The sequence below is a fragment of the Pelomonas sp. BJYL3 genome (genome assembly GCF_027257975.1).
In the GTDB taxonomy this organism is placed as follows: Bacteria; Pseudomonadota; Gammaproteobacteria; order Burkholderiales; family Burkholderiaceae_C; genus Roseateles_B; species Roseateles_B flavus.
Map to the genome: position 1 here is coordinate 140,447 of NZ_JANZKX010000002.1, position 20,496 is coordinate 160,942.

A 20,496-nucleotide genomic window follows, 5' to 3' on the forward strand; every position below is an offset into this window, starting at 1 on the left:
ATGGCGACCGTGTCCAAACCCCCCTTCTACAAGTCCCTGTACCTGCAGGTGATCCTCGCGATCCTCGTGGGTGTCTGCCTGGGCCATTTCGCGCCTGAAACCGGCGCGGCCATGAAGCCCCTGGGCGACGGCTTCATCAAGCTGATCAAGATGCTGATCGCGCCCATCATCTTCTGCACGGTGGTGGTGGGCATTGCCGGCATGGAGGACATGAAGAAGGTCGGCAAGACCGGCGGCCTGGCCCTGCTGTACTTCGAGATCGTCTCGACGCTGGCCCTGATCATCGGCCTGGTGGTGGTGAACGTCTTCCAGCCCGGCGTGGGCATGAACGTGGACCCGGCCCACCTGGACACCAAGGGCATCGCCGCCTACACGGGCCCGGGCAAGATGCAGAACACCACCGAGTTCCTGCTGGCCATCATCCCCAGCAGCATGTTCGACGCCTTCGCCAAGGGCGAGATGCTGCAGGTGCTGCTGGTGGCCGTGCTCTTCGGCTTCGCCCTGCACCGCTTCGGCGGCCGCGGCACCCTGGTGTTCGACTTCATCGAGAAGAGCTCGCACGTGCTCTTCGTGATCGTGGGCTACATCATGAAGCTGGCCCCCGTGGGTGCCTTCGGCGCCATGGCCTTCACCATCGGCAAGTACGGCCTGGGCTCGCTGGTGCAGCTGGCCAAGCTGATGGGCAGCTTCTACCTGACCTGCCTGCTCTTCATCTTCATCGTGCTGGGCAGCATCGCCCGCGCGCATGGCTTCTCCATCCTGAAGTTCATCAAGTACATCAAGGAGGAGCTGCTGATCGTGCTGGGCACGTCCTCGTCGGAATCGGTGCTGCCGCGCATGATGGCCAAGATGGAGAACCTGGGCGCCAAGAAGTCCACCGTCGGTCTGGTCATCCCCACGGGCTACTCCTTCAACCTGGACGGCACCTCGATCTACCTGACCATGGCCGCGGTCTTCATCGCACAGGCCACCAACACGCCCATGAGCCTCACGCAGCAGCTGACCCTGCTGGCCGTGCTGCTGCTGACCTCCAAGGGCGCGGCCGGCGTGACGGGCTCCGGCTTCATCGTGCTGGCAGCCACGCTCTCGGCGGTGGGCGGCGTGCCGGTGGCCGGCCTGGCGCTGATCCTCGGGATCGACCGCTTCATGAGCGAGGCCCGCGCGCTGACCAACCTGATCGGCAACGGCGTGGCCACGGTGGTCGTCGCCAAGTGGACGGGTGACCTGGACACGGCTCAGCTGCAGGCGCGTCTCAATGCCGAGACCGAGCAGGAAGCCGAGTCTCCCGAAGCCGTGCTGGACCAGCAGACGGCACACCTGTCTGCTTGAGCGAACGCGGCTGGCGCCGCTCCCAACCCAAAGCCCCGGCCGCTCTGCCGGGGCTTTTTCGTTCACGGCCTGCGACTACGCAGGCCTGCTAACGGCGAGACTCCGCAACAGGCATGCAGCCTGTGGCCTGGCGCGCGCCAAGGGCGCAACACGTGCAGAGGTGGCCTGCGTCAGGCGATGCCCACCACCTTGTGCATCTGCACCGACAGCCGCCACTGCGGGTGGCTCATGCAGTAAGCCACCGCCTCGCGCGTGTGCTGCTTCTGCAGGATGGAGTCGAGGGGCTGCAGGAAGAAGTGCTGGAAGTCCAGCTGCTCGAAGCGCTCGGGCATGGCCAGGGGCTGCGGGTAGACCAGCTTCAGCTCGTGGCCCTTCGTGAGCACGATCTCGGCATCGGCCTTGGGGCTCACGCAGATCCAGTCCAGGCCTTCCGGGGCGGGCTGCGTGCCGTTGGTCTCGACGGCAATCTCGAAGCCGCGCGCATGCAGGGCCTCGATCAGGGGCGTGTCCAGCTGCAGCAGGGGCTCGCCGCCGGTGCACACCACGTAGGGGCGGCCCAGGCGCTGGCCTTGCGCATCGCGCGGCCAGAGGCTGTCGATGGCATCGGCCAGCTCGGCCGCGGTGGCGAACTTGCCGCCGCCCTCGCCATCGGTGCCCACGAAATCCGTGTCGCAGAAATTGCAGACGGCGCTGGCGCGGTCCTGCTCGCGGCCGCTCCAGAGGTTGCAGCCCGCGAAGCGGCAGAACACGGCCGGGCGGCCGGCTTGCGCGCCTTCGCCCTGCAGGGTGTAGAAGCGTTCCTTGACGGCGTAAGTCATCGCGGCGGCCTCAGACGGGAATGAGTTCATCGGCCGCGGCGGCGCTCACCAGCGCGCCCGAGCCCCGGGTCTCGTAGAGGTCCACGCGATCGATCTGGGGCAAGACCTGGCACCCTTCGCGCAGGATCCAGGCGGCCAGGGAGGCGGTGTCGCTGTCGGCCAGCGAGGGGATCTCGTGCAGGGGGTGGTGGTCCAGGGCCTTGAACAGCGGATTGAACAGCGTCTTCACGTCACCGAAATCCACCGTCCAGCCCATCACCGCGTCCAGCGGCGCCGAGAGGTGCAGGCGCAGCGTGAAGGTGTGGCCATGGATGCCGCGCTGCGGATGGCCGTCCGGCGCGCGCTTGAGCTGCACGGCGCTGTCCAGGGTCATCTCCTTCCAGATGCGGTAGTTCGCGCCATCGAAGTTGGCGCCGCTGGAACCCGTCTCGTAGACCGTCACCCAGGACAGCTCGGGCAGCTGCGGGCGGATGCGGTCCCACAGCCAGGCGGAGATCACCTCGCTGGTCGGGTTGTGCAGGCCCTCGATCTCGTTGAGGCAGTGGTAGTTGAGCTGGGCATGGAAGGGGGCCCAGATCTCGTCGAGGTGGTCGTAGTCGATGCTGAGGTCGCGCTCGCCCAGGTCCTGGTTGGCATGCAGGATGACCTCAAAGCCATGGCCGTGCATGCGACCGCACTTGTGGCCCAGGGGCACATTGGGCAGCTGGTGAGCCGCCTGGAAGCGGTAGCGGCGCCAGACATGGGCCTTGCCGGAGACATCCAGGTCCACGCCCGAATGCGTGGTGCTCTGGATGCCCACCTGCTGGATGCCCGGCACGCCGAACTCCGTGGCCAGGCGATGGCGGATCCAGCGGGCGATGTTCTCGTCCGTGGGGTTGTCGATCTGCTCGTTCAGCAAGCCGTGATCCAGGGGCGCCACGCAGGCGGCCAGGCGCTCGCGCAGCGCTTCCACCTCGCCGCCCGGGAAGGGCGCCCAGCCGGCGGGCAGATCGGCCCGCACGGTGGCGAAGTAGCTGTGGCCATGCAGGCCATGGGCGCGGTGCGGGGCCGGCAGAGCCGGGATGCGGCAGGCGGACTCAAAGCCCGCCGAGGCGCAGAAGAGCGAGGTGGTGTTCATCAGGAAGATGCCAGCGAGGTGGCAGGAAGCGGGCCGGAAGCGGTCTTGAGGCCCGCCGGAAGGCCAATCCCCGATTTTTTCACGTCCCGTCTTTCAACAACAGTAGTTAAAGATCTTTATCTGGTAGGAGTAGTAGAGGACGGCAGATTCTGTGGACAAGTGCGCAAATCCTTTTTGCGACAAGCACTTGCATCACCACAAAGCCTGTGCGCGCCACCCGGGATTGCATCCGCGCGTTTCGACAACAACTTCCCCGATCCGGTCCGGCCTGTGGATAAGCCCTGGCTTGTTCAAGAATTGTCCACAGGCTTGTGCCTTGACCCGCCCGCCGTGCCCGGGCATCGTGCCGCCCGTGGCTGCACAAGAAGGGACTTGAAGGCATGGAATGGTTGGCGGAACTGGTCGTGGAGCTGGTGGGTGAATTCCTGCTGGCCCTGGTCCTGGAAGTTGGCGGGCGTGCCCTGCTGGCCCCTTTTCGCGCGGAACCCTCGCCCTGGATCAGCAGTGCCGGCTACCTCTTGCTCGGGGCCCTGCTGGGGGGCTTGAGCCTGTGGCTGGTGCCGCATCACCTGGTCCAGCAGCCGGCACTGCGGGTGCTCAACCTGCTGCTCACGCCTTTCGCCGTGGGCGCGACCATGGGCCTGATGGGCCAGTGGCGGGCGAAGAAGGGCCTGCGCGTGCTGCGCATGGACCGCTTTGCCCATGGCTACCTGATGGCGCTGAGCCTGGGGCTGGTGCGGTATCTGGGTGCCGCCTGAGGATCTCGATGCATCAGGCGGTCACGAACGCACCGGTCCTCGCAGCGTTAGCATGGCAGCCCATCGACCATCCCCTGAGGCCAACTTGACCCTTCGCATGCTGCTTTCCATCCAACGACCCCTGTGGCAGAAGGTCGCTGCCGGCCTGTCCAGCGCCTGGACCTTTCTTGTCCTGGCCCTGGTCTTGAATGCCGTGCTCCGGGCACCGTCCTTCGAGGTCGCGGCGAGTGAACCTTGCCCGCAGTTCTTGCTGCCGATCGCCGGTCCGGTTGAGCGGTTCCTGTGGCGCATGGACGCCCGTCTGGTCGTTCCCTTTGTCCAGTGGAAGGACGCCGTCAGCCGCGAGCGCATCACGACCTTTCGCCGCCATGAGCAGGCGCTCAGCTGCACGACAATGGAGTACCGTGCCCAGGCTTTCCTGGCTGCGGCGCAGGCCGGCCTGCTGACGCCCCGCGTTTCGATCCACCGCGGAGCATTGGCGCTGCTGGTCCTTGTTCCCAGCGGCCTTTTCGTTCTGCTGTCCTATCTGGTTTTCCGCAGCCGTCCTGCTCGAGGAGGAGCATCCGGCTGACGAATCCGCCCACCAAGGGCTGCGGCAAGTCTCCCAGGCCCGCTCTGGCACGTGGCAGTTTCAGAAGTGCTGCGACGAGCCCGAGCCCAGGAACGGCAGCCGGAGCATCGAGCGCTGCATGCAGCGTTGAGGGAATTGTTGAAGATGATCACCTGCCATGTCCGCTATGTCCTGGACCCCGCCAAGATCCCGGAATTCGAGCACTACGCCCGTCTGTGGATCCCGCTGGTCCAGCAGTTCGGCGGCCAGCACCACGGCTATTTCCTGCCCGGCGAGGGGGCCAATGATGTCGCCCTGGCCCTGTTCTCCTTTCCCAGCCTGGCGGCCTACGAGCAATACCGTCTGAAGTCCGCGGAGGACCCCGGCTGCCAGGCGGCCTTTCGCCATGCTCAGGAGACGCGCTGCATCCGCAGCTACGAGCGGTCCTTCTTCAGGCCGGTGCTGGCCTGACAGGTCCTCGACCACCACCTCTACAAACCAAGCCATGTCCGCACACCTGCCCCTCTCGACTCTCGGCACCACGAACTACGAACGTGTCATGGGCCATGCGCCGCATGTGCTCGGGCCCTGGTCTGCCCTGGAAGAGACCTTTTTCACGCGCTCCCTGTTGCCCGCCGATCTGCTGGAGCAGGTCCGGCGCACCCTGGCCCTGGGGCACGGCTGTGCCTATTGCCAGGCCAAGGCCGGTCCGCCCGATCGCAGTCACGCGAGCCTGCGCACCTCGCTGGCCGTGGCCTTTGCAGAGGCCTTTGCAGCGGACCACCGGGCCATCGAGGCCAGCCAGGTGCAGATGCTGCGCGAGCACTTCAGCGACGCCGAGCTGGTGGAGCTGGTCGCCTTTGTGAGCTTCATGTGGGCGGGCGGCAGTTTTGGCAAGGTGCTGGGCATTCAGCCAGCGCCTGCATCCCCTCTTCTCGACGGCCAGATCGGGAACGCATCGGGGCGAGCGTCCGTTGAATAGCGGGCGTTCGGGAAACAGACCAGCAGCCACGCTGTGTTGACAGGCTGGGTGGGCGGGCGCGCTGTGCCGCAGGGCTTTAAGTCTCGGGTGCCCAGGGGGCGTGCAAGGAAGCGCTCTTCCTGGTGAGCCCGACGGACCGGTTGGCCGAGCGCCTGGCGGATGCTGCCGGCACCTGAGAACCGAACTACGATGGCTGCCATGTACGAGTGCCCTTCCTGCCATCAAGAGGTCTTCCGCTGGCGTGACAAATGGCGGGCCCTGGCTCGCAGGCCCCTGTTGTGCCCCGCCTGCCAGTCCCGCTGCTGGATGCATGCGGCGCCCGCGGACGGCTGGCTTGTGCTGGCGGTCCTGCTGGCCCTGTGCGCAGGCATGGCGGCCCTGGCCTTGCAGTCGGTGCTGCCCTGGATCGCGGGCCTGGCGGTCTGGCTGCTGCTGCGGGCCTGGGATGTGCATCGGCGTCCTCTGCAGGCGAGGCCCCCGCTGTCTGTCCCCCCTCCCAAACGCACCGGCGCCTGGGGGGCATTGGATCTGCTGATTCTTTACATCTGGTGGCGTTGAGGCGCGATGCCTTCCGCGCTCTCCCACCCCGCGGTGCCCCTGGCGCTTGCCCTGGCCCTGGGGCCGGCCCGCGTGCCACCCCGGCTGCTGGCCCTGGGCATCGTGGCGGCCATCCTGCCGGATGCCGATGCGCTGGGCCTTCGCCTGGGCATCGCCTATGAGTCCGGCCTGGGCCATCGAGGGGCCAGCCATTCCCTGCTGATCGCTGCCTTGATGGGCCTGCTCGCGGCAGGGGTGGCACCCGGACTGCGCTGCGGGCGCTGGGCCGCCGCGCTCTTCGTCGCCGGCTGCGCGGCCTCGCATGGCCTGCTGGACATGGCCACGAACGGCGGTCATGGCGTCGCGCTCTGGTGGCCCTTCAGCGAGGAGCGCCTGTGGTGGCCCGAGCGCCCCATCGAGGCCTCGCCGCTGAGCCTGCGCCGCTTCTTCACGTCGCAGGGCGGGGCGGTGATACTCAGCGAACTGCGCTGGATCTGGGCGCCGGCCGCCCTGCTGGGCCTGTCCGGCTGGTGCTGGCGCCGGCGTGCTTCGAGGACCTCACGATGACATCGTTCCATCACCAACGCCTGATCGCAGCCACGCCCGCACAGGTCTTCGCTGCGATCGCCGACCCTGCACGCCTGGCGCGCTGGTGGGGCCCGGCGGGCTTTCGCAACAGCTTCCAGCATTTCGACTTCCGCGTCGGCGGGCGCTGGCAGTTCACCATGCACGGACCCGACGGGCGGGACTATCCGAATGAGTCGGAGTTCCTGCACATCGCGCCTGACCTGGTGAAGCTGCGCCATGTCTGCGCGCCCTTCTTCGAGCTGAGCATGGGTCTGCAGCCGCAGGGCCAGGGCACGCTGGTGGACTGGCTGCAAGTCTTTGACGATCCCCAGGTGGCGGCGGCAGTGCGCGCCATCGTCGAGCCGGCCAATGAACAGAACCTGGACCGCCTGGCCGCCGAGCTGGCGTCCGGTGCCGAGCCTGCCTAGGGACCGGCCGCTTCACGCGTGAGCCAGCGGCCACGCCACCCCTGACCCTGCCAAGGAGCATTGCGATGAAACGAGTGACCGGCCTCGGTGGCCTCTTCTTCAAGGCCCAGGATCCCAAGGCCCTGGCGGCCTGGTATGAACGCCACCTGGGCATGAAGGTGGAGCCCTGGGGCGGCGTGGTGTTCCGCTGGGCCGACGATCCCGCCGGCACCGAGGGCACCACCATCTGGAGCCCCTTCGCCGCCGACAGCGGCTACTTCGCCCCCAGCGCCGCGCCCTTCATGCTGAACCTGCGCGTGGCCGACCTGCACGCCCTGCTGGCCGCCCTGCGCGCCGAGGGCTGCCAGGTCGATGACAAGGTCGACGAGTCCGAGTACGGCAAGTTCGGCTGGGTGGTGGACCCGGAGGGCAACAAGGTGGAGCTGTGGGAGCCGCCGGCGGGGCGCTGAGGCGCTGCGGCTGACCGGTCAATCGCAGAGAGCCCCTTGTCTCATGACGCGCGCCGATGGCCTGGGCCTGGCTTTCACAGCCGCCGTCCTTGTTCATAACGCTGAGGAGGCGTGGCTGTTGCCGCGCTGGTCTCGTGCACAGTCCTGGTACCGCCCGGTGGGCGACGGTGAGTTTCGCTGGGCCGTCTTGCTGCTGTCCCTGCTCTTGCTGGGATTGACCGGCCTGCAACTGGCCTGGGGAAGCCGGTTTGCCGAGCTGTCCGCAGTGTTCTCGGCCTATGTGATCGCCATGCTGGTGAACGCGTTGCTGCCGCATCTGGCCCTGAGCCTGCTGCAGCGGCGCTACATGCCGGGCACGGCCAGCGCCTGGTTGGGCGTCGTGCCCCTGGGGCTGGCCTGGCTGCAGGCCGCGCAGGCCGAGGGCCGCCTGCTGCTGGCAAAGCATGCCTGGACGCTGGTGCTCAGTGGGCTGGTCCTGGCACTGTTGGTGCCGGTGCTGCTGTGGCTTGGCCGGCGGCTGGCGGCGCGCAGACCCTCCTGAAGCCGCGCGCGCCAGGGGAAGTGCTGAGAAGGTGCAGAGGGTCAGGTCTTGCCTGGCGATCAGGTCGGCAAGCAGGTGCCGCTCAGACGTACAGCGCCGCCTCCAGCCCCGGCTCGCACTGCGGCCACAGGGCCAGGCCACCGGCCAGGGTGTAGGCAGCCTCGTGACCCAGGCGGCGCAAGGCGCGGGCGGCCTGCTCGCTGCGGTTGCCGCTGCGGCAGAAGAAGACCACCGGCGTCTCGGCCGGCAGGGCCAGCCACTGCGGCAGCTGGTCGACCAGCACCGACAGCGGCACCGCCTGCAGCCGCACCTCGCCCAGCTCGGGCAGCAGGCTCAGGCGCTGCTCGTAGGGCTCGCGCACATCCACCAGCAGGGCCTCGGGATGCTGGCGCAGCAGCTGGCGCAGGCCCCGGGCGTCGAGCTCCGGCGCGGCTTCGGGGCCGCTGCAGACGCGGGCGCCGCAGGCCATGGTCTGGTACTCGGTCAGGCCCAGGCCGCGCTCGAACTCGGCCTTGGCGCTGGCCAGGCCCAGGGCGTCCAGGCTGCCGTTGAGGGCGCCGGCCAGCAGGGGCTGGTGGGCGGCCTCGGTGCCCAGGGTGGTGGCGAAGCGGTTCTCGTAGTCATGGCCCGGGGCCAGCAGGGAACCGGGCTGCAGGGCATCGGCCAGGCGGCGCAGGGAATCGCGCAGGGCCAGGGGTTCGCTGACCGGGAAGTCCGTGCGGCCCAGGGCGCCGGGCATGACGGTGTCGCCGACAAAGGCCACGCGCACCTGCGTGCCCTGGCCCAGCAGATAGGCGGTGGAGTCCGCCGTGTGCCCGGGCAGGGCCAGGCGGCGCAGGGTCTGGTTCCCAAGGTGCAGGGTGTCGATGCCCAGCGGCCAGCCCAGGGCGTCGACCTCGGCATGCAGCAGCCGGTCCGGCAGGGCCTCGCGCAGGGCCTGGCCGGAGGAGGCATGGTCGCCATGGCTGTGGGTGTCCAGCACCGCCAGCAGGCGGTAGTCCTGGCAGCGCAGCAGGCGTTCCAGGCGTTCGTTCAGCTCGGGCAGGGGGTCGATGACGATGGCGGTGCGGCTCGCCGGATCGGCCAGCAGCCAGCAGCAGGCGCCGTCCACCACATAGCGGGTGATGGGGGTCAGCGGCGTGCCCTCCTGGGCCACGGTGCCGGTGAGACAGCTCTCGCGCAGGGACTCGCCACAGGCGCGGATGCGGGCGCAGGCCTCGGCGATCAGCTGCTCGTCGGCTGCCGGGCCGAAGGACAGGCGCACCGCGGCGGCCGTCTGCCACTCGGGCAGGCCCATGGCCTGCAGCACGAAGCTGGGCTGGGCCTTTGCCGCGCTGCAGGCCGAGCCGCCGCTGACGCGCACATCGGCCGCATCGAACAGGTCCAGCAGCAGCTTGGAGCTGAGGCCGGGCACGGCGAAGTTGAGGGTGGTCGGCAGGCTGAAGTCCAGCGGGGCATTGAAGACCAGGCCGGGGAAAGCGGCCTGCAGCGTCTCGGCCAGGCGATCGCGGTAGCGGGCGAGCGTGGCCGTGTCGCGGAAGGTCTGGCCGTCTTCCAGGGCCGCCAGCACCGCACCCAGGGCGGCGATGCCGCTCATGTTCTCGGTACCGGAGCGCAGGGCGCCTTCCTGGCCGCCGCCGGCCAGCAGGGGCGTCACCGGCGCGCCCTCGCGCACATAGAGCAGGCCGATGCCCTTGGGCGCATAGAGCTTGTGGCCGCTGAAGGGCGCGTAGTCGATGCGGCGGCTGGCCAGGCGCATCTCCAGCTTGCCCAGGCCCTGCACGCCGTCCACCATCCAGAAGGTCCGGCTGGCGCCCAGGGCCTGTTCGATGCCGTCGAGGTCGCTCACCACGCCGGTCTCGTTGTTGGCGGCCATGGTGCAGACCAGGCCGGCGCGCGGCGCCTGCAGGGCCAGCCAGGCGAGGTCGTGGCGGCCGTCGCGGCCCACGGGGATGGCGCGCACCTCCAGGCCCAGGCCCAGCAGCTCGTTCCAGTGCTTGAGCGCCTCGGGCACGGCCTTGTGCTCGGTCGCGCCGTACAGCAGCAGGCTGCCGATGGACTCGCCGGCGTCACGCCGGGCGCGCAAGGCACGCAGGGCCGACAGCACCGCGGTCTGGATGCCCTCGGTGGCGCCGCTGGTGAAGAGCAGCTGGCCGGCCCCGGCGCCCAGCAGGCGCTGGGCACGGGCCCGCACGGCGTCCATCAGCGCACGCGCCTTGAGGCCCGTGCTGTGAATGCTGCTGGGATTGCCGAAATCCTCGCTCATGGCAGCCAGGGCGGCGGCACGGGCCTGGGGCAGGACGGGCGTGGTGGCGTTGGCGTCGAGATAGATTTCCATGGGCACGTGAGCAGGGCGGGGCCGGAGGCGATGGGCACCGATTCTCCGCGAAGCGCGGCCGGCTTGACATGGCTCAGTTGCCGGCAGGGTCTCGGCGCGGTCCTGGAGAGGGCTCTCCAGCGGGCCGTCTGGCGGTGACGGGGCTCCTACAATCCGGCCCGCCTTGCTCGCATGCCCCTGCCCGGAGGCGCGCGAGGAGGTCCATACTCCCCTGCCACCTTCACCGGAATCCGCTGTGTCCGACCGCCTTGCCATCCTGCTCCAGTACCTGCTGCCCAAGCAGGCCCTGACCTCCCTGGCCGGCCGGGCGGCCAACGCACGGTGGGGGGGGCTGACCACCGCGGTGATCCGCCGCTTCATCCGGCGCTACGGCGTGAACATGGCCGAGGCCGCCAATCCGGACCCGGCGGCCTATCCGACCTTCAACGAGTTCTTCACCCGGGCCCTGCGTCCGGGGGCCCGCCCGCTGGCGGTGGCGGACCTGCTCTGCCCGGTGGACGGCGCGATCAGCCAGTTCGGCCGCATCGAGCGCGACCAGATCTTCCAGGCCAAGGGCCACCACTTCAGCACCACGGCCCTGGTGGGCGGCGATGCCACCCTGGCCGCGCGTTACGAGGACGGCCACTTCGCCAACGTCTACCTGAGCCCCAAGGACTACCACCGCATCCACATGCCCTGCGCCGGCCGCCTGCTGCGCATGATCCATGTGCCGGGCGATCTGTTCTCGGTGAATCCGGTGACGGCCCGCGGCGTGCCCGGCCTCTTCGCCCGCAACGAACGGGTGGTGTGCGAGTTCGAGCGCCCCGACGGCGAGCGCTTCGTGATGGTGCTGGTGGGGGCGACCATCGTCGGCTCCATGGCCACGGTCTGGCATGGCGTGGTCAACCCGCCGCGGCCCGGCCAGGTGCGCGAGTGGCGCTACGAAGACCAGCGCATCGAGCTGGCCCAGGGCGCCGAGATGGGCCGCTTCCTGCTGGGCTCCACGGTGGTGATGCTCTTCCCCAAGGGCCCGCTGAAGTTCAACCCCGCCTGGCTGCCGGCCGGCCCGGTGCGCCTGGGCGAGGTGATGGCCGACTGAGGCTCAGCGCTGCGGGGACTCGATGCCCACATAGCCCTGCGGCGTGTAGCGGGCGCCCTGCACGGCCTCGGGCGCGAACAGGGCGTCGAGCCGGGCCAGCTGAGCGGCGTCCAGCGTGCGGCGTGCGCCGTCCCAGTTGGCCTGCAGATGGGTCTCGCGGCGCATGCCGGGGATCACATGGGCATGGGGCTGGCGGCTCAGGATCCAGGCCAGGGCCACCTGCGCCGGCTTCATCTGCCAGCCCTCGGCCAGGCTTGAAAACTCGGCCACCAGCGCACGGTTGTGAGCGCCTGCTTCGCCGCTGAAGCGCGGCAGCTGGCGGCGGAAGTCCTTCGCGTCCAGCTGCTCGGTGGGCGGCAGCTCGGCGCTCAGCAAGGCCCGGCCCAGGGGGCTGTAGGCCACGAAGGCCACGCCCAGGGCCTGGCACAGGGGCAGCATTTCCGCTTCTGCGCCACGCTCCCACAGCGAGTATTCGTTCTGCAGTGCCGCCACCGGGTGCACGGCGTGGGCACGGCGCAGGGTGTCCGCCGAGACCTCGGACAGCCCGATCGCGGCGATCTTCCCGGCCGTCTTGAGGGCCACCAGGGACTCCATCAGCGCCTCGATGGGCACGGCCGGGTCGCGGCGGTGCACGTAGAACAGGGGCAGGCAGTCCAGGCCGAGGCGGCGCAGGCTGGCCTCGCAGGCGCTCTTCACGTAGTCCGGCGAGTTGTCGATGTTGCGCTCGTAGGTGCCCGGTGTGCGGCGGATGCCGAACTTGGTGGCCACGCAGACGCCGGCCCGTTCGCCGGGCGCCAGGCCGGCCAGGAAGCGGCCCAGCAGGGTCTCGTTGTGGCCCGAGCCGTAGGTGTCGGCCGTGTCGAAGTGGCGCACGCCGCGGTCGTAGGCCGCGCGCAGGGTGCGCAGCGACTGCTCGTCGTCGCTGGGACCGTAGAACTCGCTCATGCCCATGCAACCCAGGCCCATGGCGGGCAGCTGGAATCCGGCGAGGGGGCGAAGCCATGTCATGGGGTGATCCTTTGCAGATGAGGAATTGAAGAATTGAAGAAGGGATGCCGGCATCTTCTCCGCCGGCCATTGTTCAGACAATCCACGCAGTGCTTCACGGCCTGTGCAGTCCTGATGAACAATCAGGCGATGAACACCGCCACCCCGGACCTCGGCCAGATCCGCCTGCTGCTGGCCGTGGCCGACGCCCCGGGCTTTCGCCGGGCGGCCCTGCAGCTGGGACTCAGCCCCTCGGCCCTGAGCCAGGCCATCAAGCGTCTGGAAGCGCGCCTGGGCCAGCCCCTGCTCCTGCGCAGCACCCGCAGCGTGCGGCTCACCGAGGCCGGCGAGCGGCTGTGCGCCGCCGCCCGCGAGGCCCTGGGCCGGCTGGACCAGGCCTGGCAAGACCTGACCCCCTCCGCCCTGGCCCCGGGCGGCCTGCAGGGCCGGCTGCGGCTCTCGGTGCCGCGCAGCGTGGCCCGGCTGATGATGGGGCCGCTGCTGGCCGCCTACTGCCGCCGCCATCCCGGGGTGCAGCTGGAGCTCAGCACCGACGATGCCCTGGTGGACATCGTGGCCGCCGGCTTCGACGCCGGCGTGCGCTTCAGCGAGCGCCTGCCCCAGGGCATGGTGGCCCTGCCCCTCAGCGCGCCGCAGCGTTTCGTGGTGGTGGGCCGCCCGGAGCTGATCGCCACGGCCCCGCCGCCCCGGCAGCCGCAGGACCTGGCCCGCTGGCCCGGCATCCGCCAGCGCTTTGCCAGCGGCGCGCTGTTCGAATGGGAGTTCCGGCAGGGCCGCGAGACGCGGCACTTCATGCCTCCCGGGCCCTTGACCGTCGACGACCAGGCCGTGGTGCTGGCGGCCGCGCTGGAGGGTGCGGGCCTGGCCTATGTCTACGAGCAGCTCGCCCGCGAGGCCCTGGCCCAGGGCCGTCTGCAATGCCTGCTGCCCGAGTGGTGCCCGCCTGGCACGGCGGTGGAGCTCTACTACCCGGGGCGGCGCCAGGCCAGCCCGGCCTTGCGTGCCCTGATCGAGCTGGTGCGCGAGACGGTAGCACGATCCTGAGGAGGGCCGCGGCCTCAGTGCAGGGCCGGGCTGTGCCGCGGGCTGTCCTTGCCGCTGGACTGCAGCAGGGCCGTCGCGGCCGCGGGCTCCAGCGGCCGGCCCAGCAGATAGCCCTGCAGATGGGTGGCGCCCAGGCGCTCCAGGGCGTCGGCCTGCTCTTCGGTCTCCACCCCTTCGGCCACGATCTCCAGGTTCAGGCTGCGGCCCAGGGCGCAGGTGGCCTCGACGATGGCGGCGGCCTCGGGGCGCGGCAGGGGCTCGACCATGCTGCGGTCCAGCTTCAGCGTGCGGATGGGCAGCTTGCGCAGCATGGTCAGCGAGGACTGGCCGGTGCCGAAGTCGTCCATGGCGCAGGGCACGCCGGCGGCGCCGAGCTGCTCCAGCTGGCGCAGCACCTCGTCCAGCTGCGTCATGGCGGCCGTCTCGGTGATCTCGATCTCCAGCAGGCCGCGCGGCAGGCCGCTGCGGGCCAGCCGATCCAGCAGCCGGTCCGCAAAGCGGGGCTGGGTGAACTGCACGGGCGAGACATTGATGGCCACAGGCAAGACCTGACCCTGCTCGTGCCAGCGCTGCAGCTGCTGCAGGGCGATGTCCAGGATCAGCTCGCCCAGAGGCAGGATCTGGCCGGTGCGCTCGGCCGCAGGGATGAAGTCCGCGGGGCTGATGCGCTGGCCGTCCGGCCGCTGCCATCGCACCAGGGCCTCGAAGCCGCTGAGCCGCCGGCTGCCGCAGCGGAACTTGGGCTGGTAGACCAGCTGGAACTCGCGCGCGCGCAGGGCCTTGTCCAGCAGCTGCTCGGCCTGCAGCATGGAGCTGGCGCGGCGGTCCAGGGCCGGATCGAAGAGGGCGTGGGCGCTGCCGGGGATCTGCTTGGCGCGGTGCATGGCGGACTCGGCCGCGCGCAGCAGGGTCGCGGCATCGCTGCCGTCGCGCGGCGAGAGGGCCAGGCCCACCGACAGATGCACGGTCAGCTCCTGCTCGTCCAGCCTGAGCGGCTGGCGCGTGGCCTCCAGCAGGCGCCGGGCCAGGGCCTCGGCCTCCGAGGGCTGCTCCAGGCCCTCGACCAGCACCAGGAACTGGTCTTCGCCCAGGCGGCTGACGCTGGAGGGCAGCGCGCACTGCCGCATGTGCTCCAGCAGGCGCTGGCCCAGGGCGTGCAGCAGGCGGTCGCCGAACTCGGGGCCCAGGGTCTCGTTGATCAGCTGGAAGCGGTCGACATCGGCCGACGCCAGCAGCAGGGGCGTGCCCGCCGCGGTAAGCCGGCCCAGGGCCTCGACGGCGTGGTTGCGGTTGGGCAGGCCGGTCAGCTCGTCGAAGTGGGCCTGGCGGCGCAGGGCTTCCAGGGCCTCGTGGCGCGCGGTCTCGTCCAGCATCACGATCAGCTCGGCCGGGGCGCCGTCCCAGACCAGCTGGCTGGAGAGTCCGCGCAGGTAGAGCGGGCGCCCGTCCTGGCTGAGGCGCGGACCTTCCCACTCGATGCGGGCTTCGGGGTCGGCCAGCACGCGCGCATGGCGGGCCTGCGAGGACTGGGTCTGCTCGGGCAGCACCAGTTCCTGCAGCACGTCGCTCTGGCGGGCCTGGGCCAGGCCGGGGAAGCCGAACATCTGCAGCGCGGCCGGGTTGGCGTAGAGCAGCCGGTGTTCGCGCATCACCGCCAGGCCCTGCAGCGAATGCTCGGCCAGGCGCGAGAAGCGCAGGGCCTGGTCGCGGGCCTCCTTCTGCGCGCCTGCCGCGGCGACGATGATCAGCGTCAGGCTCAGCAGGGTCTGGACGATCAGACCGCTGGCATGGGTGACGGCGGACTGGCTCAGCGGATGCAGCAGCGGCCCGCTCGCATGCACCGCGGCCGAGGCCACGAAGAGCAGGGTCATGACGCGCTCGGCGAGGCGCGGCGTCCAGCCTATCCAGGCCGCGCAGCGCAGATTGCCCAGGCACAGCACGGTGGCGGCGAAGGCCACGGCCCAGGGCTTGTGCTGCTGCGCGAGGACGGCGATGCCCACGCTCATCACCAGCAGCAGCCCGGCCCAGAAACGCCCGGACCAGGGGCGGCGGCGGTACAGCGCGCTGCCCTTCATCAGCTGGTACAGCGAGGTCATCACCGCGGCTGCGGCCAGCCCGGCCAGCAGGTCCAGTGAAGGTCCGGGGCTCACCACCGGCGCCATGCCCACGCCCAGCGCCAGGCCCATGCCCAGCAGCACCGCGCTACGACCCCACAGCAGCACATGCTCGTGGCGCGGGTTGAGGCGCCACAGGGCGATCAGGGTGACGCCCAGCATCAGCTCCAGGAACGAACTCAGCAGCACCAGCAGATTCATTGGCGCGGGCTCCCTGTGCCCCGGGGCGGCCGAGGCGGTTCTGTCGGATGCTACCGTTTGCAACGACGCCTGAACCCCATGGTTGAGGGAACTGTTGCGGCAGGGTGCCAGGGACGGCGGAGGCGGGCGCTGGCCTTGTCGCGGCAAGCGGTGACAATAGCCCCCTCCCGGGCCTTTTTCCGCGCCCCGCCTGACTGCAACAGCCGCCCACCATGACCCAGCGCGTCCTCACCGGCATCACCACCACCGGCACCCTGCACCTCGGCAACTACGTCGGGGCGGTGCGCCCGGCCATCGCGGCCAGCCGCGAGCCCGGCGCCGAGAGCTTCTTCTTCATGGCCGACTACCACGCGCTGATCAAGTGCGACGAGCCGGACCGCATCGAGCGTTCGCGCCTGCAGATCGCCGCCACCTGGCTGGCCGCCGGCCTGGACACCCAGCGCGTGGTGTTCTACCGCCAGAGCGACGTCCCCGAGATCCCCGAGCTGACCTGGCTGCTGACCTGCGTCACCTCCAAGGGCCAGATGAACCGCGCCCATGCCTACAAGGCCTCGGTGGACGCCAACGTGGCCGCCGGCGAGGACCCGGACGCGGGCGTCACCATGGGCCTCTACAGCTACCCCATCCTGATGGCGGCGGACATCCTCATGTTCAACGCCCACCGCGTGCCCGTGGGCAAGGACCAGGTCCAGCACATCGAGATGGCGCGCGACGTCGCCCAGCGCTTCAACCACCTCTTCGGCAAGGGCCAGGACTTCTTCGTGCTGCCCGAGGCCCAGGTCGACGCCGAGATGGAGCTGCTGCCGGGTCTGGACGGCCGCAAGATGAGCAAGAGCTACGACAACGTCGTGCCGCTCTTCGAAGGCGGCGCCAAGGGCCTGAAGGAGGCCATCGCCCGCATCGTCACCGACTCCCGCCTGCCCGGCGAGCCCAAGGAGCCCGAGGGCACGGCCCTGGTCCAGCTCTTCGACGCCTTTGCCACGCTCGAGCAGCGCGCCGCCTTCCGTGCCGAGCTGCGCGCCGGCCTGGGCTGGGGCGAGGCCAAGCAGCGCCTCTTCGCCCAGATCGACGCCGAGATCGGCCCCATGCGCGAGCGCTATGAGCAGCTGATGGCCAATCCCGAGCGCATCGAGCAGATCCTGCAGGAGGGTGCCGCCAAGGCCCGCGCCATCGCCGCCCCGCTGCTGGCCCGCCTGCGCGAGGCCGTGGGCCTGCGCCGCTTCCAGCCCCTGCAGGCCAGCGCGGCGCCCGTGGCCAAGGTCAAGTCGGCCCTGCCGGTCTTCAAGCAGTACCGCGAAGCCGACGGCCAGTTCTACTTCAAGCTCAACGCGGCTGACGGCCAGCTGCTGCTGCAGAGCCAGGGCTTCGCCCAGGGCAAGGAAGCCGGCCAGTGGGTGGCCCGCCTCAAGCGCGAGGGTGCCGCGGCACTGGCCGAGGCCCCGGTGCAGCGCGGCGAGGTCGATGACGCCCTGCTGCAGGAGGCCCTGGCCGCCCTGCAGGCCGCCGACAGCGCCTGAGCGGCCCGCCCCTGCCCATCCGGGCAGGCGTGCCGCGCAGTGCGGCTGTTGTGGCTGCTTTGCCGCGCGATGTGTGCACCAGGCAGCGCAAGCCTGCAGTTTCGAGCGGTGCGTCCAGAACAAGTGCGCGCAAACCCGCTAGGCTGTTCGAGGGCGGGTAGCTAGTCTTTGCTATCGAGCTCGACAAGTCGATCAATAGCAGGAGACAAACCCATGAGCGCCATTGCCCCCGACACCCTGGCCCTTCAGTGCCTCTACCGCTGGGAGCGCGAAGCCGCGTCCCGTGTGGCGCTGACCCAACCCATGGGCGGCGGCGAGTTGAAGGATTTCACCTGGGCCGAGGTGGCCGACCAGGTCCGCCGCATGGCCGCCCACCTGAAGTCCCAGGGCTGGCCCGAGGGCTCCAAGGTCGCCATCCTGTCCAAGAACTGCGCCTGGTGGCTGATGAGCGACCTGGCGATCTGGATGGCCGGCTACGTCTCCGTGCCCCTGTACCCGACGCTGGCGGCCGAGACCGTGCAGCAGATCCTCACCCACAGCGAGGCCCGCGCCTGCTTCATCGGCAAGCTGGACGGCTGGGAAGGCATGAAGCCCGGCGTGCCGGCCGGCCTGCCCTGCATCAGCTATGCCCTGTCGCCCGATGACGCCCGCAAGAGCTACGAGGGCTGGGACGCCATCGTGGCACGCACCGCGCCGCTGCAGGGTCAGGTCTTGCGTGATGCCAAGGAGCTCGCGACCCTCATCTACACCTCCGGCACCACGGGCCATCCCAAGGGCGTGATGCACAGCTTCGGCAACTTCGCCTGGGCGCTGACGGCGGCGCTGGGCCGCTTCCCGATGTCGGCCTCCGACCGTCTGCTGTCCTACCTCCCCCTGGCCCACGTGGTGGAGCGGGTGCTGGTGGAGCACGGCTGGTTGCGCACGGGGATGCATGTCTTCTTCGCCGAATCGCTGGACACCTTCAATGCCGACGTCTGCCGCGCGCGGCCGACCATCTTCTTCTCCGTGCCCCGCCTGTGGGTGAAGTTCCAGCAGGGCGTGCTGGCCAAGATGCCCGAGCAGAAGCTGGAACGCCTGCTGCGCCTGCCCCTGATCGGCGGCCTGGTGCGCAAGAAGCTGAGGAAGGCGCTGGGCCTGGACCAGTGCCGCATCGCCGCCGGCGGCGCCGCCCCCATGCCGGTGGCCCTGCTGAACTGGTTCCGCCACATCGGCCTGCCGGTCAACGAGGGCTACGGCATGACCGAGAACCTCGCGATCAGCAACATCACCAAGCCCGGCGTGGACATGACGGGCACCGTGGGCCCCGCCTATGACGGCGTGCAGCTGCGCATCGACCCGGCCAATGGCGAGCTGCTGATGCGCAGCCCCGCCGTCATGCTGGGCTACTACAAGGAACCCGCCATGACGGCCGAGGTGCTGGACCAGGAAGGCTGGCTGCACACGGGCGACAAGGCCAGCATCGATGCCCAGGGCCTGGTGCGCATCACCGGCCGGGTGAAGGACCTGTTCAAGACGAGCAAGGGCAAGTACGTGGCCCCGGCCCCCATCGAGGACCGCCTCACCATGCACCATGCCGTCGAGGCCTGCGCCGTCACCGGCGCCAACCTGGGCCAGCCGGTGGGCATCGTGATGCTCTCGCCGGATGCCGCCCAGCGCACCGGCACCGAGGCTGACCGCCAGCAGCTGATGGCCCAGCTGACCCAGCACCTGGATGACATCAACGCCCGCCTGGACCCGCACGAGCAGCTGGACTGCCTCATCCTGGTGAAGACGCCCTGGACGGTGGACAACGGCTTCATCACGCCGACCTTCAAGGTCCGCCGCAACCGCATCGACGAAGTCTTCGGCCCCAAGCTGGAAGCCTGGGTGGAAGAGCGTCGCAAGATCATCTTCGGCGACTGAAGCTCAGGCCGGCTGCGCCGTCACGGGCTCGGCCGGCCGGAACTGGTTGGGCCAGCGGCGCTGGCGCCAGCGCATCAGCGGGCGCTCGATGGCGTGGTACAGCAGCCCGCCCAGGGCCACGCTGGCCAGGGCCGTGATCCCGAAGGCGGCCCAGTCGGGCAGCTCCTGCAGCAGCGGCTTCATCACGTGGGCCAGGGGCTTGTGCGTCAGGTAGACGGCATAGGACCACAGCGCCAGCGAGCGCGCCCCCGGCAGCGTGCGGCGTGACAGCCCATGCCCCGGCGCCAGGCAGCCCAGCAGCAGCAGCGCATAGGCCCAGGCCATGGCGCTGTAGCCGATGGCGCTCATGAACCAGCCCCAGCTGTCGTCCGGCAGCACGTAGTTGTGCACGGCCACGGTCCACATGAGGCCCACGGCGGCCAGGCCCAGGGCCAGCAGCAGGCGGCCATGGCGCATCAGCCGGGCCCACAGCCGCGGATGGCCGTGCTGCAGCAGGGCCAGGGCCAGGCCCGGCAGGAATTCGTCGGCGCGGCCCAGGGTGGCGTAGTAGATGTTCTGGTAGTAGCCCACGACGTCCGATTCGCGGCTGCCGTACAGCGTCCACAGGTGGTGGCGCCAGGCGATGGCGGCCAGCGTGAGGCTGGCGATGCCCAGCCAGGCCTGGCGCAGGCTCAGGCGCAGCGCGCGGGCCGCCAGCAGGGCCAGGGGCAGGACCAGGTAGAACTGCTCCTCCACGCACAGGGACCAGGCATGCGAGAAGGCCGTGCCCGGCGTCAGCTGGATGTTCTGCGTGAAGGTGAGGAAGCGCCACAGCGGCGGCGGCTCGCGCCCGCCAAGCTGGCCCGGCAGCAGGAAGAAGGCGGCCAGCACGAGCCAGTACAGCGGCCAGGTCCGCGTGGCGCGGCGGGCGTAGAAGCCGGCCAGCGAAAGCTGCTCACCACGCGCCAGGCCCGCCATCAGCTGCTCGCCGATCAGGTAGCCGCTCAGCACGAAGAACAGGTCCACCCCGCTCCAGCCGACGTTGGAGAACCAGCCCAGGTCCGGTGCACGGCTGACGAAGACGCGGTAGTGGAAGCAGAAGACAAGCACGATGGCCAGGGCACGCAAGGTGTCCAGGCCTGGGGCGCGGGGGTGGGCGCCGGGCGGGGCGCTGTGCTGGGTCATGGGCTTGTCGAGCGAGGTGGCGAGGCTGCGGATTGTGGGCAGCCTCGCCCCGCG

At 69.9% G+C, this 20,496-nt stretch carries 20 protein-coding genes; 14 read left to right on the forward strand and 6 right to left on the reverse strand.

Features of this window, described 5'->3' with window-relative positions; all coding sequences use genetic code 11:
- Window positions 1–1,329: a dicarboxylate/amino acid:cation symporter gene (locus tag O9Y01_RS06300; protein ID WP_269630683.1), complete on the forward strand. Its 1,329-nt coding sequence runs from the start codon at window positions 1–3 to the stop codon at window positions 1,327–1,329.
- A gap of 170 nt (window positions 1,330–1,499) precedes the next feature.
- On the opposite strand, the gene queE is transcribed toward O9Y01_RS06300, so the two are convergent.
- Entirely contained in the window at window positions 1,500–2,147 is a 648-nt protein-coding gene (gene queE / locus O9Y01_RS06305; protein WP_269630684.1) for a 7-carboxy-7-deazaguanine synthase, read from the reverse strand.
- A gap of 10 nt (window positions 2,148–2,157) precedes the next feature.
- A complete protein-coding gene (locus O9Y01_RS06310) occupies window positions 2,158–3,264 on the reverse strand; it encodes a 6-carboxytetrahydropterin synthase (protein WP_269630685.1) in 1,107 nt (368 codons plus the stop codon).
- 380 nt (window positions 3,265–3,644) lie between these two features.
- Between O9Y01_RS06310 and O9Y01_RS06315 the strand changes: the two genes are divergently transcribed.
- The 9 genes from O9Y01_RS06315 (at window position 3,645) to O9Y01_RS06355 (ending at window position 8,076) form a co-directional block, all read left to right on the forward strand.
- Window positions 3,645–4,022: a hypothetical protein gene (locus tag O9Y01_RS06315; protein WP_269630686.1), complete on the forward strand. Its 378-nt coding sequence runs from the start codon at window positions 3,645–3,647 to the stop codon at window positions 4,020–4,022.
- 97 nt (window positions 4,023–4,119) lie between these two features.
- Window positions 4,120–4,593, forward strand: coding sequence for a hypothetical protein (locus tag O9Y01_RS06320; protein ID WP_269630687.1), 474 nt, complete (start codon window positions 4,120–4,122; stop codon window positions 4,591–4,593).
- A gap of 144 nt (window positions 4,594–4,737) precedes the next feature.
- Window positions 4,738–5,043, forward strand: a complete 306-nt coding sequence (locus O9Y01_RS06325) for an NIPSNAP family protein (RefSeq protein ID WP_269631377.1) — start codon at window positions 4,738–4,740, stop codon at window positions 5,041–5,043.
- Window positions 5,044–5,077: 34 nt separating this feature from the next.
- Complete coding sequence (locus O9Y01_RS06330) at window positions 5,078–5,554, forward strand: hypothetical protein (protein ID WP_269630688.1); 477 nt, start codon at window positions 5,078–5,080, stop codon at window positions 5,552–5,554.
- A 306-nt stretch (window positions 5,555–5,860) separates the two neighbouring features.
- Window positions 5,861–6,112, forward strand: coding sequence for a hypothetical protein (locus O9Y01_RS06335; RefSeq protein ID WP_269630689.1), 252 nt, complete (start codon window positions 5,861–5,863; stop codon window positions 6,110–6,112).
- A 6-nt stretch (window positions 6,113–6,118) separates the two neighbouring features.
- Window positions 6,119–6,658 carry a metal-dependent hydrolase gene (locus O9Y01_RS06340; protein WP_269630690.1) on the forward strand — a complete coding sequence of 180 codons (540 nt, stop codon included), beginning with the start codon at window positions 6,119–6,121 and terminating at the stop codon, window positions 6,656–6,658.
- A complete protein-coding gene (locus tag O9Y01_RS06345; protein ID WP_269630691.1) occupies window positions 6,655–7,086 on the forward strand; it encodes an SRPBCC domain-containing protein in 432 nt (143 codons plus the stop codon). Before O9Y01_RS06340 ends, O9Y01_RS06345 begins: the two co-directional genes overlap by 4 nt.
- Window positions 7,087–7,151: 65 nt before the next feature.
- Window positions 7,152–7,535: a VOC family protein gene (locus O9Y01_RS06350; protein ID WP_269630692.1), complete on the forward strand. Its 384-nt coding sequence runs from the start codon at window positions 7,152–7,154 to the stop codon at window positions 7,533–7,535.
- Window positions 7,536–7,578: 43 nt separating this feature from the next.
- Complete coding sequence (locus tag O9Y01_RS06355; protein ID WP_269630693.1) at window positions 7,579–8,076, forward strand: HXXEE domain-containing protein; 498 nt, start codon at window positions 7,579–7,581, stop codon at window positions 8,074–8,076.
- Between the two features lie 82 nt (window positions 8,077–8,158).
- Here O9Y01_RS06355 and O9Y01_RS06360 read toward each other — a convergent pair whose 3' ends face one another.
- Window positions 8,159–10,414 carry an aminotransferase class V-fold PLP-dependent enzyme gene (locus tag O9Y01_RS06360; protein ID WP_269630694.1) on the reverse strand — a complete coding sequence of 752 codons (2,256 nt, stop codon included), beginning with the start codon at window positions 10,412–10,414 and terminating at the stop codon, window positions 8,159–8,161.
- A 235-nt stretch (window positions 10,415–10,649) separates the two neighbouring features.
- On the opposite strand from O9Y01_RS06360, the gene asd reads away from it, so the two are divergent.
- Window positions 10,650–11,492 carry an archaetidylserine decarboxylase gene (gene asd / locus O9Y01_RS06365; protein WP_269630695.1) on the forward strand — a complete coding sequence of 281 codons (843 nt, stop codon included), beginning with the start codon at window positions 10,650–10,652 and terminating at the stop codon, window positions 11,490–11,492.
- Window positions 11,493–11,495: 3 nt separating this feature from the next.
- On the opposite strand, the gene O9Y01_RS06370 is transcribed toward asd, so the two are convergent.
- On the reverse strand, window positions 11,496–12,500 hold the full coding sequence (locus O9Y01_RS06370) for an aldo/keto reductase (RefSeq protein ID WP_269630696.1): 1,005 nt from the start codon (window positions 12,498–12,500) through the stop codon (window positions 11,496–11,498).
- A 129-nt stretch (window positions 12,501–12,629) separates the two neighbouring features.
- Between O9Y01_RS06370 and O9Y01_RS06375 the strand changes: the two genes are divergently transcribed.
- The gene (locus O9Y01_RS06375; protein WP_269630697.1) at window positions 12,630–13,544 is read left to right on the forward strand and encodes a LysR substrate-binding domain-containing protein; all 915 of its coding nucleotides are present in this window, start codon (window positions 12,630–12,632) and stop codon (window positions 13,542–13,544) included.
- Window positions 13,545–13,558: 14 nt separating this feature from the next.
- On the opposite strand, the gene O9Y01_RS06380 is transcribed toward O9Y01_RS06375, so the two are convergent.
- On the reverse strand, window positions 13,559–15,859 hold the full coding sequence (locus tag O9Y01_RS06380) for a putative bifunctional diguanylate cyclase/phosphodiesterase (RefSeq protein ID WP_269630698.1): 2,301 nt from the start codon (window positions 15,857–15,859) through the stop codon (window positions 13,559–13,561).
- A 212-nt stretch (window positions 15,860–16,071) separates the two neighbouring features.
- Here O9Y01_RS06380 and O9Y01_RS06385 point away from each other — a divergent pair, with 212 nt between their 5' ends.
- Complete coding sequence (locus O9Y01_RS06385; protein WP_269630699.1) at window positions 16,072–17,376, forward strand: tryptophan--tRNA ligase; 1,305 nt, start codon at window positions 16,072–16,074, stop codon at window positions 17,374–17,376.
- Between the two features lie 213 nt (window positions 17,377–17,589).
- The gene (locus tag O9Y01_RS06390) at window positions 17,590–19,278 is read left to right on the forward strand and encodes an AMP-binding protein (RefSeq protein ID WP_269630700.1); all 1,689 of its coding nucleotides are present in this window, start codon (window positions 17,590–17,592) and stop codon (window positions 19,276–19,278) included.
- Window positions 19,279–19,281: 3 nt separating this feature from the next.
- Here the strand turns inward: O9Y01_RS06390 and O9Y01_RS06395 are convergent, their stop codons facing one another.
- Window positions 19,282–20,442, reverse strand: coding sequence for an acyltransferase family protein (locus O9Y01_RS06395; RefSeq protein ID WP_269630701.1), 1,161 nt, complete (start codon window positions 20,440–20,442; stop codon window positions 19,282–19,284).
- Between the last annotated feature and the right edge of the window lie 54 nt (window positions 20,443–20,496).

Bases quoted from the DNA above. Each gene is read 5' to 3' on its own strand.
- O9Y01_RS06300 (WP_269630683.1), top strand. From the start codon at position 1: ATGGCGACCGTGTCCAAACCCCCCTTCTACAAGTCCCTGTACCTGCAG.
- queE (WP_269630684.1), bottom strand. From the start codon at position 2,147: ATGACTTACGCCGTCAAGGAACGCTTCTACACCCTGCAGGGCGAAGGC.
- O9Y01_RS06310 (WP_269630685.1), bottom strand. From the start codon at position 3,264: ATGAACACCACCTCGCTCTTCTGCGCCTCGGCGGGCTTTGAGTCCGCC.
- O9Y01_RS06315 (WP_269630686.1), top strand. From the start codon at position 3,645: ATGGAATGGTTGGCGGAACTGGTCGTGGAGCTGGTGGGTGAATTCCTG.
- O9Y01_RS06320 (WP_269630687.1), top strand. From the start codon at position 4,120: ATGCTGCTTTCCATCCAACGACCCCTGTGGCAGAAGGTCGCTGCCGGC.
- O9Y01_RS06325 (WP_269631377.1), top strand. From the start codon at position 4,738: ATGATCACCTGCCATGTCCGCTATGTCCTGGACCCCGCCAAGATCCCG.
- O9Y01_RS06330 (WP_269630688.1), top strand. From the start codon at position 5,078: ATGTCCGCACACCTGCCCCTCTCGACTCTCGGCACCACGAACTACGAA.
- O9Y01_RS06335 (WP_269630689.1), top strand. From the start codon at position 5,861: ATGCATGCGGCGCCCGCGGACGGCTGGCTTGTGCTGGCGGTCCTGCTG.
- O9Y01_RS06340 (WP_269630690.1), top strand. From the start codon at position 6,119: ATGCCTTCCGCGCTCTCCCACCCCGCGGTGCCCCTGGCGCTTGCCCTG.
- O9Y01_RS06345 (WP_269630691.1), top strand. From the start codon at position 6,655: ATGACATCGTTCCATCACCAACGCCTGATCGCAGCCACGCCCGCACAG.
- O9Y01_RS06350 (WP_269630692.1), top strand. From the start codon at position 7,152: ATGAAACGAGTGACCGGCCTCGGTGGCCTCTTCTTCAAGGCCCAGGAT.
- O9Y01_RS06355 (WP_269630693.1), top strand. From the start codon at position 7,579: ATGACGCGCGCCGATGGCCTGGGCCTGGCTTTCACAGCCGCCGTCCTT.
- O9Y01_RS06360 (WP_269630694.1), bottom strand. From the start codon at position 10,414: ATGGAAATCTATCTCGACGCCAACGCCACCACGCCCGTCCTGCCCCAG.
- O9Y01_RS06370 (WP_269630696.1), bottom strand. From the start codon at position 12,500: ATGACATGGCTTCGCCCCCTCGCCGGATTCCAGCTGCCCGCCATGGGC.
- O9Y01_RS06375 (WP_269630697.1), top strand. From the start codon at position 12,630: ATGAACACCGCCACCCCGGACCTCGGCCAGATCCGCCTGCTGCTGGCC.
- O9Y01_RS06380 (WP_269630698.1), bottom strand. From the start codon at position 15,859: ATGAATCTGCTGGTGCTGCTGAGTTCGTTCCTGGAGCTGATGCTGGGC.
- O9Y01_RS06385 (WP_269630699.1), top strand. From the start codon at position 16,072: ATGACCCAGCGCGTCCTCACCGGCATCACCACCACCGGCACCCTGCAC.
- O9Y01_RS06390 (WP_269630700.1), top strand. From the start codon at position 17,590: ATGAGCGCCATTGCCCCCGACACCCTGGCCCTTCAGTGCCTCTACCGC.
- O9Y01_RS06395 (WP_269630701.1), bottom strand. From the start codon at position 20,442: ATGACCCAGCACAGCGCCCCGCCCGGCGCCCACCCCCGCGCCCCAGGC.